General features: G+C 45.9%; 10 protein-coding genes. 8 read left to right on the forward strand and 2 right to left on the reverse strand.

What is annotated here, in order from left to right:
• Nucleotides 1–61 precede the first annotated feature (61 nt).
• From BM736_RS04115 to BM736_RS04145, 7 genes are all read left to right on the forward strand, one after another.
• Nucleotides 62–571: a (2Fe-2S)-binding protein gene (locus BM736_RS04115; RefSeq protein ID WP_076408945.1), complete on the forward strand. Its 510-nt coding sequence runs from the start codon at nucleotides 62–64 to the stop codon at nucleotides 569–571.
• Nucleotides 568–2,814: a xanthine dehydrogenase family protein molybdopterin-binding subunit gene (locus BM736_RS04120; protein ID WP_076408947.1), complete on the forward strand. Its 2,247-nt coding sequence runs from the start codon at nucleotides 568–570 to the stop codon at nucleotides 2,812–2,814. Before BM736_RS04115 ends, BM736_RS04120 begins: the two co-directional genes overlap by 4 nt.
• Nucleotides 2,815–3,101: 287 nt before the next feature.
• Nucleotides 3,102–3,617, forward strand: a complete 516-nt coding sequence (locus BM736_RS04125) for a DUF1097 domain-containing protein (protein ID WP_076408950.1) — start codon at nucleotides 3,102–3,104, stop codon at nucleotides 3,615–3,617.
• A 61-nt stretch (nucleotides 3,618–3,678) separates the two neighbouring features.
• Complete coding sequence (locus BM736_RS04130; RefSeq protein ID WP_076408952.1) at nucleotides 3,679–5,127, forward strand: methyl-accepting chemotaxis protein; 1,449 nt, start codon at nucleotides 3,679–3,681, stop codon at nucleotides 5,125–5,127.
• 317 nt (nucleotides 5,128–5,444) lie between these two features.
• Nucleotides 5,445–6,077, forward strand: a complete 633-nt coding sequence (locus BM736_RS04135) for a hypothetical protein (protein WP_256717706.1) — start codon at nucleotides 5,445–5,447, stop codon at nucleotides 6,075–6,077.
• Complete coding sequence (locus tag BM736_RS04140) at nucleotides 6,077–8,416, forward strand: GGDEF domain-containing phosphodiesterase (RefSeq protein ID WP_076408955.1); 2,340 nt, start codon at nucleotides 6,077–6,079, stop codon at nucleotides 8,414–8,416. The genes BM736_RS04135 and BM736_RS04140 overlap by 1 nt, the downstream gene beginning before the upstream one ends.
• Nucleotides 8,417–8,492: 76 nt before the next feature.
• Entirely contained in the window at nucleotides 8,493–9,719 is a 1,227-nt protein-coding gene (locus BM736_RS04145) for a hypothetical protein (RefSeq protein WP_076408957.1), read from the forward strand.
• A gap of 70 nt (nucleotides 9,720–9,789) precedes the next feature.
• Here BM736_RS04145 and BM736_RS04150 read toward each other — a convergent pair whose 3' ends face one another.
• On the reverse strand, nucleotides 9,790–11,808 hold the full coding sequence (locus tag BM736_RS04150) for an NADPH-dependent 2,4-dienoyl-CoA reductase (RefSeq protein ID WP_076408960.1): 2,019 nt from the start codon (nucleotides 11,806–11,808) through the stop codon (nucleotides 9,790–9,792).
• 187 nt (nucleotides 11,809–11,995) lie between these two features.
• Here BM736_RS04150 and BM736_RS04155 point away from each other — a divergent pair, with 187 nt between their 5' ends.
• Nucleotides 11,996–13,081 carry an AraC family transcriptional regulator gene (locus BM736_RS04155; RefSeq protein ID WP_076408963.1) on the forward strand — a complete coding sequence of 362 codons (1,086 nt, stop codon included), beginning with the start codon at nucleotides 11,996–11,998 and terminating at the stop codon, nucleotides 13,079–13,081.
• Here BM736_RS04155 and BM736_RS04160 read toward each other — a convergent pair.
• Entirely contained in the window at nucleotides 13,078–14,808 is a 1,731-nt protein-coding gene (locus tag BM736_RS04160) for an AMP-binding protein (RefSeq protein WP_076408965.1), read from the reverse strand. The genes BM736_RS04155 and BM736_RS04160 overlap by 4 nt on opposite strands.
• Nucleotides 14,809–15,074 lie beyond the last annotated feature (266 nt).

Below are 15,074 nucleotides of genomic sequence, written 5' to 3' on the forward strand. Positions count from 1 at the left end.
AATTCATTAATAAATAATAATTCGCCTACCTGCTGTGGTGTTAGGCACAAAGGAGTGTGTAATGTCTGATAACGATCTGACACTAAAGATAAACGGTAAGCTGTTTACCCTAGATGCAGACCCAAAAATGCCTGTGTTGTGGGCGGTTCGCGATATGCTTGGACTCACAGGCACGAAATATGGCTGCGGCGCAGGCCTTTGTGGCGCTTGTACGATACATGTTGATGGCGAGCCGGCTAGAGCTTGTTTAACCAGCTTAAGCCAAGTGCAAGGCAAGTCTCTGACGACGATTGAAGGTTTAGAGGCGGATAAACTCAAACAGGCGTGGACCGAGCACAATGTGCCGCAATGTGGTTATTGCCAATCGGGTCAGTTGATGTCGGCGGCTGCGTTACTCACGACGAACAGTAGTCCAAGCGATAGCGATATTGATGAAGCCATGGCAGGTAATATATGTCGGTGCGGTACCTATACTCGCATCAAGTCTGCGATTAAGAGTGTTTCAGGACAAGGAGCTATAGCGGAGAATACTGAAGTAAAGCTTGGTTATGAGCAGGAGGTGACGGCATGAGTGACTTTACCGCTACGCAAAACTTCAGTCGCCGCGATGTACTCAAACTCTTTGGCGCTACAGGCGGTGGCCTAGCCCTCGGGGCATCGGGACTGAGCTGGAGCCCTATGGTGATGGCGCAAAGTATTGAGTCACGCCTTAATCTGTTTATCGCCATAGGTGAAGATAATAAGGTGTATCTGACTTGTCATCGCTCTGAAATGGGCCAAGGGATCCGTACTGGGATCCCACAGGTGCTCGCCGATGAACTCGGCGCCGCATGGGATAATGTGGTTGTGGTGCAGGGCTTAGCCGATAAGCGTTATGGCAGTCAGAATACCGATGGTTCACGCAGCATTCGCAAAGGCTTTAACAAGATGCGCGAAATGGGCGCAATGGCTAGAACCATGCTTGAGCAGGCGGCTGCTGATAAATGGCAGGTTGAGCTGCCTGAGGTCTCGACCAGTGAGCATCGCGTCAGCCACGTTAAATCGGGTCGAAGTGCTAGCTTTGGCGAGCTAGCGCTAGCAGCATCAAAAGTCACGATGCCAGATATTGAAACGTTAACTTTAAAGTCACCCAGTGAGTTTACCCATATCGGTGCGTCACACACCATAGTCGATATGGCCGATATACTCGCAGGTACAGCTACCTATGGCTATGATGTGCAGGTCGATGGCATGTTATGCGCGAGTATTACTCGCCCGCCCGTCTACGGCAGTGAAGTGGTTAAACTTGATGATAGCGCTGCCAAAAAAGTAGCCGGAGTTGTGGATGTGATCCAACTCGCGCCCACCAAAGGCGCGCCTATGTTTCATCCCTTAGGCGGGGTGGCTGTGATTGCCAGTAATAGTTGGAGTGCACTTGAGGGACGAAAAGCGTTAAAGATTGAGTGGGCGAAAACACCTAACGATAATCATGACTCTCAGGCTTATTTGAATACCTTAAAAGAGCGGGTGACTCAGCCTGGTAAATTGATACGTCAACAGGGAAAAGAGAACACCGATTGGCCGGCAACAAGCACTGTAAGCGCGCTATATACCGTGCCTTATTTGGCTCATGCTCCTATGGAAGCGCCATCGGCGACAGCTAATGTGACTAAGGATGGCTGTGAAATATGGGCTGCGACTCAGACACCACAAAGTGTGCAGCAAAATGTGGCCGCAGCTTTAGGTTTGAATGAGGAGCAAGTGCTGGTCAATGTGACCTTGCTCGGTGGTGGTTTTGGACGTAAATCAAAACCTGATTATTGTGTCGAAGCGGCACTTTTATCTAAAAAAGCCGGTAGGCCTATCAAGGTGTGTTGGAGCCGAGAAGATGAGATACAAAATGGTTATCTGCATGCCATCAGCGCCCAGCACTATCAGGCAAAGTTAGCTGATGACAATATGCCTGAAGCGATACTGCAGCGCTCAGGTTTTCCAAGCATTGGCTCAACCTTCTCCGAAGGGGCGGACTATCCCGCTACTTGGGAGCTAGAACTTGGCTTTATTGATGTGCCGTTGGCGGTAAAGAGCTTAAGATGTGAAGCGGTTAAGGCTGAAGCTCATACTCGAATAGGCTGGATGCGCTCAGTGTGTAATATTCAACATGCTTTTGGCATTGGTAGCTTTGTTGATGAGCTAGCGGTAAAAGCTGATAAACCTTGTACCCAGATGTGGAAGTTGCTGTTGGGTGATACACGTCAAGAGACCTTTGCCGATCAAGGGTTCAAGTATGGGAATTATGGTGAAGACTTAGCGCGGCACCCAGTCGATACAGCAAGGTATCATGGCGTGATAGATGCGGTAGAGCAAGCCATGGCTAAATCGATTAAACCGGGTAAAAATCAAGGTTGGGGTTTTGCCGTTCACCGAAGCTTCACAGCATTTGTGGCCACAGCGCTGTTAGTAGAGGTCTCTGCTGATAAACAGCTTAAGGTCATCAAGGCGATATCTGCCATAGATGCTGGTACTGTGGTGAATCCTGATAGGGTGAAATCTCAAACCGAGGGCGCTGTGATGTTTGGTCTGAGTTTAGCCATGATGGGAGAGGTTGACTTTAAAGATGGCAAAGTAGTGCAGTCGAATTTTCATGATTATCCACTGCTTCGTATAGGGCTGTGTCCTGAGATAGAGACGATTATCGTTCGCTCTGATGCACCTCCTGCGGGTGTCGGTGAGCCAGGAGTTCCGCCCGTGGCGCCGAGTCTAACCAATGCCATCTTTGCCGCATCAGGAATTAGAATACGGGATCTGCCAGTCAGTAAGCAGCTCAAGCTGTAGCGTTTTAGTTTATATCTCTGCCAGAGAGATGACATAAAGAGATACTCGCCTTGTCGGTTGGTATCTCTTTTTTGTTGATCATTTTACGACAAATTTTCTAGCTGATAGTCCGTGAAGTTGCGATAAAAGCCGCTGATGAGCCATTTGAGGGCAAAAAAACAGCAGTTAATACTGGTTCTATGTCCTAGATCCTATTTTTGTTTTACAAAAAGGAGTAATTTAACCAACAAAACGGCCAATCAAAAAATCAGAATTGGCCATCTTCCTATGTAATGAGGGGTCAATACATGGAAAATCGTTGGCAGATCGCTATTTCGGCGGGTCTACTCGCGGCTGTCTGGGCTGGTGTTGCTGATGCGTTCAGCTTTGTCACTTGGATAGGCTTTTTAGCATGCAGTACTTTTTTCGCTCAAACTAAAGTGGGTTTTCAAGGTGTGTTGATGAGTTGGGCGACTAACTTATCCGGTGTCTTTTGGGCCTGGCTAGTGATCAGTGGCAGCGGTTACTTTGAGTCAGCTTACGTTAGCTATCTGTTAACTGGCATAGTCACATCGGCTATGTGTCTGCAAGCGAGTTACGCTAAGCTATCATTTATTCCTGGCGCCTTTATCGGCTGCTGTATTACCTTCGCTATGGCTGGCGATATTGCCAATATCCTGCCAGCATTAATACTGGGTGCACTGCTCGGTTACTCCATGACCTTACTTACCGGACAGCTTGTTAACCTCACTCAGTGGTGGCAAACCGTTTCGGCAAGGCCAAATGCAAATAAAGTCACCGCTCAAACGACCACAAGCGAATAGCAAAGTGAGATTGTGTCGCTTATTAAAGAGTGATTAGCCAAACTAGGATTAGGTTACCAATATGAAACAGATTGAATTTAGAAAGATTGATGCCCTGATGATCAAGCTCAGCTTAAACGGTAAGTTTTGGCTAGTGTGCACTATGGTGACGTTAATCACCGCAAGTATTGCCTTGGTCAACTTAAATCATGCTAAAGATTTTGCAGCTCAACACTCTCAATCTCAGGCGCAAGCAATGGTCGATACTTTTGCGGCGGTGGCTAAGTCTCAAGGGTTAAAGGGGAGTGAGTTAAGTCAGTTCGCTTCAGCACAAGGCTTACGGGTTGTTAGTGGTATGAATTCGTCTCGTCAAGGGGACAATGTGACTGTAACGGCACCGGTTGGCAATCAATACATACAGCTCAATACCAATGTAAAAGCTTGGGAAAGTGATGTTAACAGTGATGCTAACTTTATGTTTTGGATAGCCCTTGCGGGTTTACTGCCTCTGTTTCAGTTAAGCTATTGGATCTCAACCTCTTTAGGCGGCGGCCTGTGGGATATGTATATTGCTATCAAACGACTCGCTGATGGGGATCTGTCGCAGCGACTAAACTTTTTCGGTAAAGATGATTTCTCTATGATCGCAACTGAGATTGATCGCAGCGCCGATAACATGAGTGAGATGGTGTCCGCTATTGGAAAGAATGCCGGTACCTTAGCCCAAGCGGCAGATGAGTTTAACCAGCAAGCGAAGCAGAGTGATGAGCTGATTGGTTTTCAACATCAGTTCCTTGATACCGTTGCTGTAGCAATGGATCAGATGACAGCTGCGATTGAGGAGGTATCTCGTAATGCCGCGAATACGTCTGATCAAACTAAAGATAACTCACATCAAGCGGAAGAGAGTAAAAAGCGTATCTCAGAAGCGGTTGAGCGTATCTCAAGCTTAGTGGCTAAAATTGGCGCGGCTTCAGACTCTGTGTCTCAGCTTTCAAAAAATGCCTCAGAGATTGGTGCTGTAGTGACCACCATTAACAGCATTTCAGAACAAACGAACTTGTTAGCACTAAATGCCGCTATTGAGGCTGCCCGTGCTGGTGAGCAGGGAAGGGGCTTTGCTGTTGTTGCCGATGAGGTGAGAACCCTTGCAGGTCGTACTCAGCAAGCCACGGTTGAGATTCAAACTATGATTGAGGGACTGCAGTCTGGTTCAACTACGCTGACGTCAGTGACTCAGGAGATAGTCGATCAAGCCGATCAAGGGCGCGGCGCTATTGTTTCAGTCGGTGAAGATGTAGATTCTATGGCCATATCGACCAATGATGTGTTTGATATGAGCTCGCAAATAGCGGCATCGGCCGAGGAGCAGAGCGTGTCAGCCAGAGAGATAGCGTCTCAGCTTAATGATATTCGAGATCAATCTGAAACCATCAAGCAGACAGCGCAGCGTTCAGTCACTTTAGCCAATGAGTTGAGTCAATCTTCGGTTGAGTTAGAGGGGATCTTAGGGCAATACCGAACCAGTTAATCGTCAGATCACAAAGTAATATAAAAAGAGCAAAACCTTGGTTTTGCTTTTTTTTTGCCTATTATTTATCACATAGGTTTGATGTTCTTACTCAAAATGCAATTTGTTAGCGGCATGTGAAATTTCTTTCTGTTTAGTCCGTTCTTATATCGGCGAGAGAAACTGAATAAACATGCTAAATCGGCCTTATACAATGGCTATTAGCTTAGCTCTCTTTGCTGATAACACGTTTTGTAATGATAAGAGTTGAGGTTGATGTGATAAATCATCGGGCAGTATTACTTTTCGCAGGGCTTTTTCTAGGGCCTTTAATCTCAATGAGTGCTCCGCTCTATGGCGCGCAATTTCACTTAGTGGATATTGATAATAAACCCATGGTGAATATGGTGGTTTATCTTCAAGCTAAACAAAGTGACGGTTCAAAGCCTGTTCAGTTAAAAAGCACGCCCAATCAAATCTCGCCGCCTGTGGAGATCCACCAGAAAAATAAACAGTTTACCCCATACATAACCGTCATTCAGAAAGGGTATAAACTGCAATTTATTAATGATGACGATATCACTCATCATATCTACTCAGCTGCAGGAGCAAAACGCTTCTCCTTTAAGTTACGCAAAGACAATAGCACGAAAGATATGTTGTTCGATCAAGTCGGCCACATCTCTATGGGGTGTAATATCCATGACTGGATGAGTGGCCATGTCTTAGTGGTCGACACCCCATTTTTTGGGATCACAGATGAAATGGGCAGAGTGAGTTTTGATGATATACCCGATGCTAATTACGATTTGGTGATCTGGCACCCTCAGTTACTCACACAAGATAATCGTTTAATACACAAGGTGAGTTTACCCATAACCGAAACGTTAACTATCACTGTGTCAGGTTTGATGGATGAGATCCCCGCTCAGCAAAGTCTAGATGATTTTGAATTTCTGGAAGGTTATTAATGTCCGGGTTATTTAATCGCATACAGACGCGCATATTTGCCTTTTTCGTGATCTTATTGATTGCGGTGCAGGCTATCTCTTTTTCTATCACCTTCTATGCCAATAAACGTCTCGAGCAGGAGCAGCTACGCAATCAACTTTCTGTGGCTGAACTGGTGTTTAAGTCTGAGTATAACGATCGTAATTATTACCTAGCCGCTTTCGCTGAAACGGCAGCGAAAGATTTTGGCCTTAAAGATATCTTTATCGATGACGACAGCCGCAGTTTTTTGGTTGCGCTCAATAACCACAGAAAACGTATTAATGCAGATATCGCTATCGCTGTGGACAAGCAGGGAGAAGTAATTGGTCAGTTGATGCTAAATACCCGAGGGGCGAATAAGGGCAAAGTCAAAGTAGGTCCCGAGCAGGGCAAGGCATTTCGCTATCCCTTAGATACCGAGTTTCAGGATACGAACCCTTTATATCCCTTAGATGATCAGATCTATCAGATTAAATTTGCGCCACTCACCAGTGGTGCCAGTAATGTCATTGGTTGGGTTGGGTTTGGTTTTATCGTTGGTGATGAGTTAGCACGCTCATTGCAGATGCAGACTGGGTTAAACGCAGGCTTTATGCTGACATCTGACGGTGAGGAGAACGTGTTTCTTAGTCTCTCTGTTGATGAGGTTAAAGCGGCCGATTATCAAGCTGTGTCGCAGTACATACGAAACCAGCAAGCTAATGACGAGTATGTGTTGTGGCATGAGGCGCTAGGGGAGGTCAATGACAAGCAGATACATGCTTTTATGTATCTGACTCGCCATGACGTACTTGAGTCATATCAGAAACAATGGCTGCAGCAACTTGGTCTGATTGTATTAATGTTACCTATCTCCCTTTTGGTGGCATTTATCATATCCAGTGGCGTAACTAAGCCCATTAAGGTGTTGATTGAGCAAGCAAGGTTTATTGCAAAAGGTAACTATAACTCTAAAGTGCAAGTTGGTAGCAGTATCGAGATGCAGCAACTTGCTGATGAGTTTACTGTGATGCAGGAAGCGATTGTCAGTCGTGAGAGTAAGATTGCTTTTCAGGCTTACCATGATCCGTTAACTAACTTGGGGAACAAGAACGAGCTTGAGCGTGTGACATTAGCTTGGTTTGCTGAAAAGTCGCCAGTGGGTCTGTGTTTAATAAATATTAAGCGTATGACAGAAGTTAACGGCACCTTAGGCCATGTGGTTGGCGATCAGGTGATTAAAGAGATAAGTAGGCGATTGTCTTCAGTTGATAATATCGATCTGGTCTGCCGTATCAGTGGTGATGAGTTTGCCTTAGCTTTCAAAAATACCTTCCCTAAAGCGCTAAGAGCATCAATGGCGCAAGTACAACAAACCGTGGAGTCTGAGTACTGTTATCAAGATATATCCTTACATCTACAACTGACTGTGGGAATTAGTTTTGTTCATTATCCCAGTGACTTAGAGACTTTGCTTCGCCAGGCCGATACAGCCTTGAAGCATGCTAAGAAGCATAAATTAGATCAGCAGATCTATAATCAACAAATTGATGTGAATACCATAGAGAGGTTGCAGCTCATTAATGAGCTGAAATCTGCCATAGAAAGTGATGAACTGGTACTGTTTTATCAACCTAAGCTCGATCTTAAACTCAACAAAGTCACCCATGTCGAAGCGCTAGTACGTTGGCAACACCCAGATCGTGGCATGATCCCCCCTGATACCTTTATTCCGATCGCCGAGCAGATGGGGCAGATGAACGCGTTAACGCGCTGGGTGATCAATGAATCAATCGATCAATATTTACGCTGGAAAGCGCAAGGAGTTGAGCTGGGTATCGCTATCAATATCTCGGCAGAGAATCTAAAAGATAGTCATTTTTGTCAGTATGTCTTAGATGTGATCGCAGACAGAAATGTGCCAATCGAGGCATTAACCTTAGAGATCACTGAGGATGCGGTGGTGTCAGATCCTGAAAATGCGATTAAGCAGTTGAAGGTGTTAAAAAAGTATGGTCTTAAACTCTCTATCGATGATTACGGGACAGGCTATTCCTCCTTAGCTCAGTTAAAGCAGCTGCCTGTGGATGAGCTAAAAATCGACAAATCATTTGTTCAGAATCTAATGGTTAATTTAGACGACCAAATCATCGTTAACTCAACCTTACAGCTCGCTCACAGCTTGGGCTTGCGCGTGGTTGCTGAAGGAATTGAAGAGGAGGGCGCGTTGAAGTGGTTAGCTGAACGCGGCTGTGAGATGGGGCAGGGTTACTTTTTATCAAAACCTGTTGATGCAGAACAAATTGTTGACTGGTTAGCGAGTTCGCAATATGCATAAGTTGGTCAATTTAGATCTATTGTTATAGGTGTATCGTGCTCGTTGTACGGGGCTTTATCAACATAGGGGAGCAGGGATGAAATTTGGGGTATGGATACTGGGTTTATTCTCGCCATTAGTACTGGCAGCTGAGCATCAGGTTTCAGGTGTTATTGATGTGAGAGCTAGCTATACCGATGGTATTCAAAGCTATGTTGACGGTGGACTGGGCAAGTTTAGGTTTAACCCAGATGGGCAACTCTCGCTCGCTCAAGCTGGCTTTAGTTATAAAATAGACTGGGATAACCCTTTATCGGCACATGTTGTGGCTAATGCTTATTGGGATGGCGTGCGCGATAGTATTGGCATTACCGAAGCATACCTTAAATATAAGGGGCTGCCTTGGGACAATGGTTTACGTCTCGGCGGAAAATTTGGCATCATCTACCCTGAGATCTCGATGGAGAATATCGCTACCGCTTGGTCATCGCCTTACACATTAACCTATTCTGGCATTAACAGTTGGTTAGGCGAAGAGGTTCGTCATATCGGAGCACAAGTCAGCCTAGATCACTTAGGTAAGTTTCGTGGCTCACGGCATGACTTTAACCTCACCGTAGAATTCTTTCAAAACAACGATACCACTGGTGCGATGCTTGCCTGGCATGGTTGGACCAACAGCTCGCGCCAAACACTTTGGCAGGAGACGCTGCCCTTGAGTTCACTTCCTAGTTTAGATGGAGGCTCACTTGGCAGTCAGGCTAAGGAGTCAGATCCTTTTTTAGAACTTGATGATCGTATTGGTTATCATGTTAAAACTCAGTGGCGTATGCAGGGACTAGGTCGTTTGGAAGTGGGCTATTATGACAATGATGCTGATACTCGAGTCGTCAAAAAGGGTCAATATGCTTGGCTGACCCAATTCATTCATATCGGTACTAAGTGGCGTCTTCCATATGATTTAGAATTAATCGCTCAATATATGAAGGGCGATACCTTAATGCAATCACCTGATGGCAGAAATATTGTCGATAACGGCTATGATTCTGCTTACATACTGCTTAGTCACAGGTGGAAGAAGCACAGATTGTCGGCGCGTATTGAAGACTTTAGCGTAGTCGATAACGATCTTACCTTTGACGATGATAATAGCGAGCAGGGACAGGCAATGACTGTTTCCTATAGTTACCAATTGCGTAAAGGCTGGTTTTTACAGGCTGAATATAACCGAATTGATTCGATACGCGCCGCTCGCGCCGAGCAAGGTCACCCGGCAGACTTAGTTGAGCAGCAGTGGCAGTTGGCGAGTCGCTACTATTTTTAGTGAAGGACCTAGAAACTAGGATCTAGTTCCTATTCTAGTTCCTATTCTAGTTTCTAGGTTGATGTAAAGGTTATAACGCTGCAGCAACCTCTGTGCCTTGCTTAATTGCGCGTTTTGCATCAAGTTCAGAAGCAATATCAGCACCGCCAATCAGAGTGACCTTGATATTTTTTGCTTGTAGGCAGGATTCGAGCTCGCGATGTGAATCTTGTCCGGCGCAGATGATGATGTTATCGACCTCTAGTAGCTGCTCTTGCTCATCGATTAAGATATGCAGACCAGCATCATCAATCTTGTTATATTGCACGCCCTTAATCATTTTTACACCCTTGTTTTTCAGTACGGTTCGATGGATCCAGCCCGTGCTCTTTCCAAGTCCTGCGCCCACTTTGGATGTTTTACGTTGCAGCAGGAATATCTCACGGGGTGAGGGCTCACATTTGGGCTCTGTTAGCCCCCCAGGCGTTGAGCAGGTTAAATCCACTCCCCACTCCCTCATATAAGCATCTTTATCTAAGCTAGTCGAAGGACCTTGATGAGACAGGTATTCACCCACATCGAAACCTATCCCGCCAGCACCTATGATAGCAACGCGTTTGCCCACGGGCTTTTTATCCTTTAATACATCTAAGTAGGTCAACACCTTGTCATGGTTAATGCCAGGAATGTCTAGCTGACGTGGCACGATACCTGTTGCGAGTAATACCTGATTAAAGCCAAGTAGATCTTGCTCTGTGGCCTTAGTGTTCAGTTTGAGGTTGACGCCAGTTAGCTCCAGCTGCTTTTTAAAGTACCTGAGCGTCTCTGCAAACTCCTCTTTTCCTGGTACCTGTTTAGCAATATTAAACTGGCCACCAATCTTGTTATCTGCTTCAAAAAGCGTGACATTATGGCCGCGCCTTGCAGCCGTTGTTGCGGCTGCAAGTCCTGCAGGCCCCGCACCAACTACAGCTACCTCTTGAGGCTCAAGAGTGGGTTTAATGATTAACTTGGTTTCATGACAGGCTTGGGGATTAACCAGACAGCTAACTAGCTTCATCTGGAAGATATGATCTAAACAAGCCTGGTTACAACCGATACAGGTATTGATCTCATCGGCCTTATCCGCGGCGGCTTTATTGACAAAATCTGGGTCGGCGAGCATAGGGCGCGCCATGGAGATGATATCAGCATCACCGCCAGCCAGTATCTCTTCGGCCACCTCGGGGGTATTGATACGGTTTGTGGTACAAAGTGGAATACTCACTTCTTGCTTCATGCGCTTGGTCAGTTCGACAAATGCGCCTCTAGGTACGCTGGTGGCGATGGTCGGCACGCGGGCTTCATGCCAGCCAATACCGGTATTGATGATACTCGCGCCGACCTGCTCAATCCCTTTAGCTAGCTCAACAACTTCCTGCCAGGTACTGCCGCCTTCGACTAAATCCAGCATAGAGAGCCTGAAGATGATGATAAACTCTTTGCCAACGGCTTCTCGGGTACGACGTACTATCTCTAATGCGAGTCGGGTGCGGTTCTCATAGCTGCCACCCCAACGGTCTGTTCTGTGGTTTGTGCGCTTACAGATGAACTGGTTGATGAAGTAACCTTCAGAGCCCATGATCTCAACACCGTCATAGCCAGCGGCTTTTGAGTTAAGTGCGCAGCTCACAAAATCTGCTATCTGTTTTTCTATTCCCGCTTCATCTAACTCTCTTGGCACAAATTGGTTGATAGGCGCTTGCAGTGGGGAGCAGCTCACCAGCTTAGGGTGATAGGCGTATCGGCCGGTATGCAGTATTTGCAAACAGATTACGCCATCCTCTTTGTGTACCGCTTGAGTAATGAGCTTATGTTTTTCAATATCCTCATCGGTGGCAATCATAGTGGCATTAGGCATGCCACCACCTTCAACATTAGGAGCAAAGCCACCTGTGACTATCATGCCAACGCCACCTGCAGCGCGTGCTGCATAGTAAGCTGCCATGCGCTCGAAACCGCCGGGGGCTTCCTCAAGGTTAGTGTGCATCGAACCCATTAAGCTACGGTTTTTAATGGTGCGAAAGCCCAAGTCTAGTGGTGCCATCAGATGTGGATATGCATTGCTCATCGTCTATTCCTAGTGCTTATGTAATTGATATTTTTATTGGTTAAAGATAGAGCGAATGCTAGTATTGGCCAATGACCAATCATTACAAATCGATGACTATAATTTGCTTAATTGGAAGGTTTTAGTCGGGTTAAGCTTATCAATTTAAGTTTTAGCGCTTTTTGTACAGTGAAAGTAGGGAAACGGCATGAAGCTCGGTGATATCTCAGTGTCCTATATCGAGATAATGATTAAGGCGATGGAGCATCTCGATAAAGATGTGAGCCCTTTGCTTGAGAAATATTCGATAGATGCTGTCTCTTTATCTTCTCCTGATGCAAGAGTGAGCATTCCTAAGTTTATGCGACTGGGTTATGACTGCATTTCGCTAAGCGGTTCACCTTGGCTTGGACTCGTTATGGGGCAAGTTACCACACCAACCAACCTTGGTATTGCGGGCTTACTGGCATACTCCTCTGAGAACCTTAAACAAGCTTGCGAGCAAATAGCGACTTATGAGCCGCTCAATAAATATAACTCTAGAGGTCAATCACAGTTCTTTGTTAATCAAGTGTTTGGTATGGAGCAAGATAAATATCGCGAGTTGAGCCGTGGTTATGGCGCGGAAAAGGGGCAGGGAGTTTTAATGTTTTATTCGATTAACCCCTACAACGATTATAACTATTTTGTCGTCGACTCTGTCTTATCAGGCTGGCAGCAGGTGATTGAGCAGCTAACTGGCAGGAGTGATGGAATTGAAAAAGTCTGTTTTGAGTTCCCTGCACCTGCATATATCGAGCAATACCGCGCGCAATTTAGCTGTCCTGTGCTATTTGAGCAACCCAGCAACTATATCGTGATAAAAGCAGAAGCGTTAACTTGGACCTGCATAAACCGCAGTGCACCCACATTTGAATTGCTCAGAAGAGGAGCCGATGAGGAGCTTGAAAAAGTGCGCTTAGGATTGAGTTTTAATGAGAAGGTCAGTCGTGTCATAGGCCCTTTGTTAGATGGCAGTACACCGACTCTCGAGCAGGTATCAGAGCAGCTTAATATGGCGCCATGGACAGTAAGGCGTAAGCTTGTTGAGGAGGGAGGCAGTTTCCAGAAAACGCTAAATGAAACCCGTCGAAGCTTGGCCATTAGTTATGTACGCGATACCGCATTAACGTTAGGGGAGATAGCTTATCTATTAGGTTTCGGCTCGCCTACTGCTTTTCAGCGAGCCTTTAAACGTTGGACTGGAGAAGCGCCAGGGCGCTTTAGAGCATTAGATAAATACAGTGCAGGTTAAGCGCTCTTTTTAGCGGCAGCAGCATCTTCTAAACTGTCATCTTTTAGTTTTCGTCTGAGAATTTTGCCGACGGGTGACATGGGAAGTTCACGTCTGAACTCAAACTGGCGGGGGATTTTATAGCCTGTCAGCTTGTCTTTGCAAAAAGCACGTATCTCTTCTCCTGTTAGCGTCACACCTTCGTGGGTCACGATATAGAGCTTTACCGCTTCACCAGTTTTAACATCAGGAACGCCTATGGCAGCGCAGTTAGTGATATCAGGATGCTCAGAAACAACCGCTTCAATCTCATTAGGGAAAACGTTAAACCCAGAGACGATAATCATATCTTTTACTCTGTCTACAATGCTGATATAGCCATCTTCATCGATAATGGCCACATCGCCGGTTAGCAGCCACTGGCCATCTTCGGTGAAAGATTCTCGGGTTGCTTTTGGTCTGTTCCAGTAGCCCTTCATCACTTGTGGACCTTTTACGCAAAGCTCTCCGCGCTCACCAACGGGCACCTCTTCGCCAAGGGCATCGATACACTTGAGAGCCGTATGTTGTAGCGCTTGCCCCACAGTGCCAAGGCGCTCAAGGCCATTAATCGGATTCATACACACGGCAGGTGAGCACTCTGTGAGTCCATAGGCTTCTGAGATCCCAACCCCTGTCATCGCCTTCCAGCGATTAGCGGTATCGTCCATCAGTGCTGTGCCGCCTGACAGCGTAAACTTCATGCCACTGAAGTCGAGTTCTTTAAAGCTTGGGCTTTCCATCAAGGAGACAAAAAGCGTGTTAAGCCCCATCAGGCCAGTGATTTTGAATGGTTTCATCGCTTTAATGAAGGTTTCTGTGTCTCTTGGATTAGCGATAAGCACGCTATGCTCACCCATTCTGAAGAAGGCCATCAAGTGAACTGTAAATGAGTAGATATGATAAAGCGGCAGGGGAGCAACCATTATTGACTGCTCATCTTTCATCATAGGTTGGCCGTTTTCATCATGTTGTAGCATCACAGAGCCTGCTTGTAGCATATTGGCAATAATGTTGCTGTTGGTGAGCTCGGCGCTTTTAGCAACACCTGTTGTGCCACCTGTGTATTGCAACACAACGGTGTCATTAGGCTCGTTAAGATGAGCTGGGGTGAAGCCTTTTCCAAGGTGTTGTTTAAGCAGTTTTCTAAAGCAGAGCGCTTCGGGAAGGTGGTACTTAGGTACCATCTTCTTGATATGTTTAACTGCTGAATTAATTAAGATGCGCTTAACATTAGGCAGCATATCGGCAAGCGTGGTGGTGATAACCAATTCAAGATTGGTTTCACTCTGAATGTTCTCCACCGATTTGGCAAAAATATCCATGCACAAAAGCGCTTTTGCACCTGAATCATTAAACTGGTGGATCATTTCGCGTTCGGTATACAAGGGATTGGTGTTGACGATTCTGAGGCCAGCTCTTAAGGCGCCGTATATGGCAATGGGGTATTGCAGTGTATTGAGCATCTGAATGGCGATGGCATCGCCAGCTTTTAGTGAGGTTTGTGTTTGAATGAAATGGGCAAAACTGGCGCTGTAAAGGTCGATATCTTGATAGGTTAGGGTATGCCCCATGCTAGTAAAGGCGGGCCTATCTGCAAATTGACTAAAGGCTTCCTCTATCGCTTCGACCGCTGAATTATACTGGGATAGGTCGATTGAATCAGAAATTCCGGGGGCGCGCTTACCATTCCAAAAAGATGCTTCCATACTTGCCTCAATGCTTGTTTGTGAGATTATTTAGCGATATTAAACAGGCCAAATATCCACTATTTATTATTTTATCCTTCGTTTTATCTTCTGACTATTACCTAGTTTTAGGGAAATGATAAGCAAACGATAATGACTAAAGATGACAAATTAATACCCTTGAGCGACAGGGATAGTTTGTAGGTGAGTAAAAGCTCTATATTCTGAGGTGCGAGGGTAGCGAAAAACACAAAGAAGAGAGAGTGTGGCTGGCGCATAAAAAAGCC

The organism is Shewanella sp. UCD-KL12 (assembly GCF_001957125.1).
Classification (GTDB): Bacteria; Pseudomonadota; Gammaproteobacteria; order Enterobacterales; family Shewanellaceae; genus Shewanella.

Excerpts from the sequence above, each read along its gene's own strand:
- BM736_RS04140 (WP_076408955.1), top strand. The coding sequence starts at position 6,077 with ATGTCCGGGTTATTTAATCGCATACAGACGCGCATATTTGCCTTTTTC.
- BM736_RS04125 (WP_076408950.1), top strand. The coding sequence starts at position 3,102 with ATGGAAAATCGTTGGCAGATCGCTATTTCGGCGGGTCTACTCGCGGCT.
- BM736_RS04135 (WP_256717706.1), top strand. The coding sequence starts at position 5,445 with ATGAGTGCTCCGCTCTATGGCGCGCAATTTCACTTAGTGGATATTGAT.
- BM736_RS04155 (WP_076408963.1), top strand. The coding sequence starts at position 11,996 with ATGAAGCTCGGTGATATCTCAGTGTCCTATATCGAGATAATGATTAAG.
- BM736_RS04145 (WP_076408957.1), top strand. The coding sequence starts at position 8,493 with ATGAAATTTGGGGTATGGATACTGGGTTTATTCTCGCCATTAGTACTG.
- BM736_RS04120 (WP_076408947.1), top strand. The coding sequence starts at position 568 with ATGAGTGACTTTACCGCTACGCAAAACTTCAGTCGCCGCGATGTACTC.
- BM736_RS04160 (WP_076408965.1), bottom strand. The coding sequence starts at position 14,808 with ATGGAAGCATCTTTTTGGAATGGTAAGCGCGCCCCCGGAATTTCTGAT.
- BM736_RS04130 (WP_076408952.1), top strand. The coding sequence starts at position 3,679 with ATGAAACAGATTGAATTTAGAAAGATTGATGCCCTGATGATCAAGCTC.
- BM736_RS04150 (WP_076408960.1), bottom strand. The coding sequence starts at position 11,808 with ATGAGCAATGCATATCCACATCTGATGGCACCACTAGACTTGGGCTTT.
- BM736_RS04115 (WP_076408945.1), top strand. The coding sequence starts at position 62 with ATGTCTGATAACGATCTGACACTAAAGATAAACGGTAAGCTGTTTACC.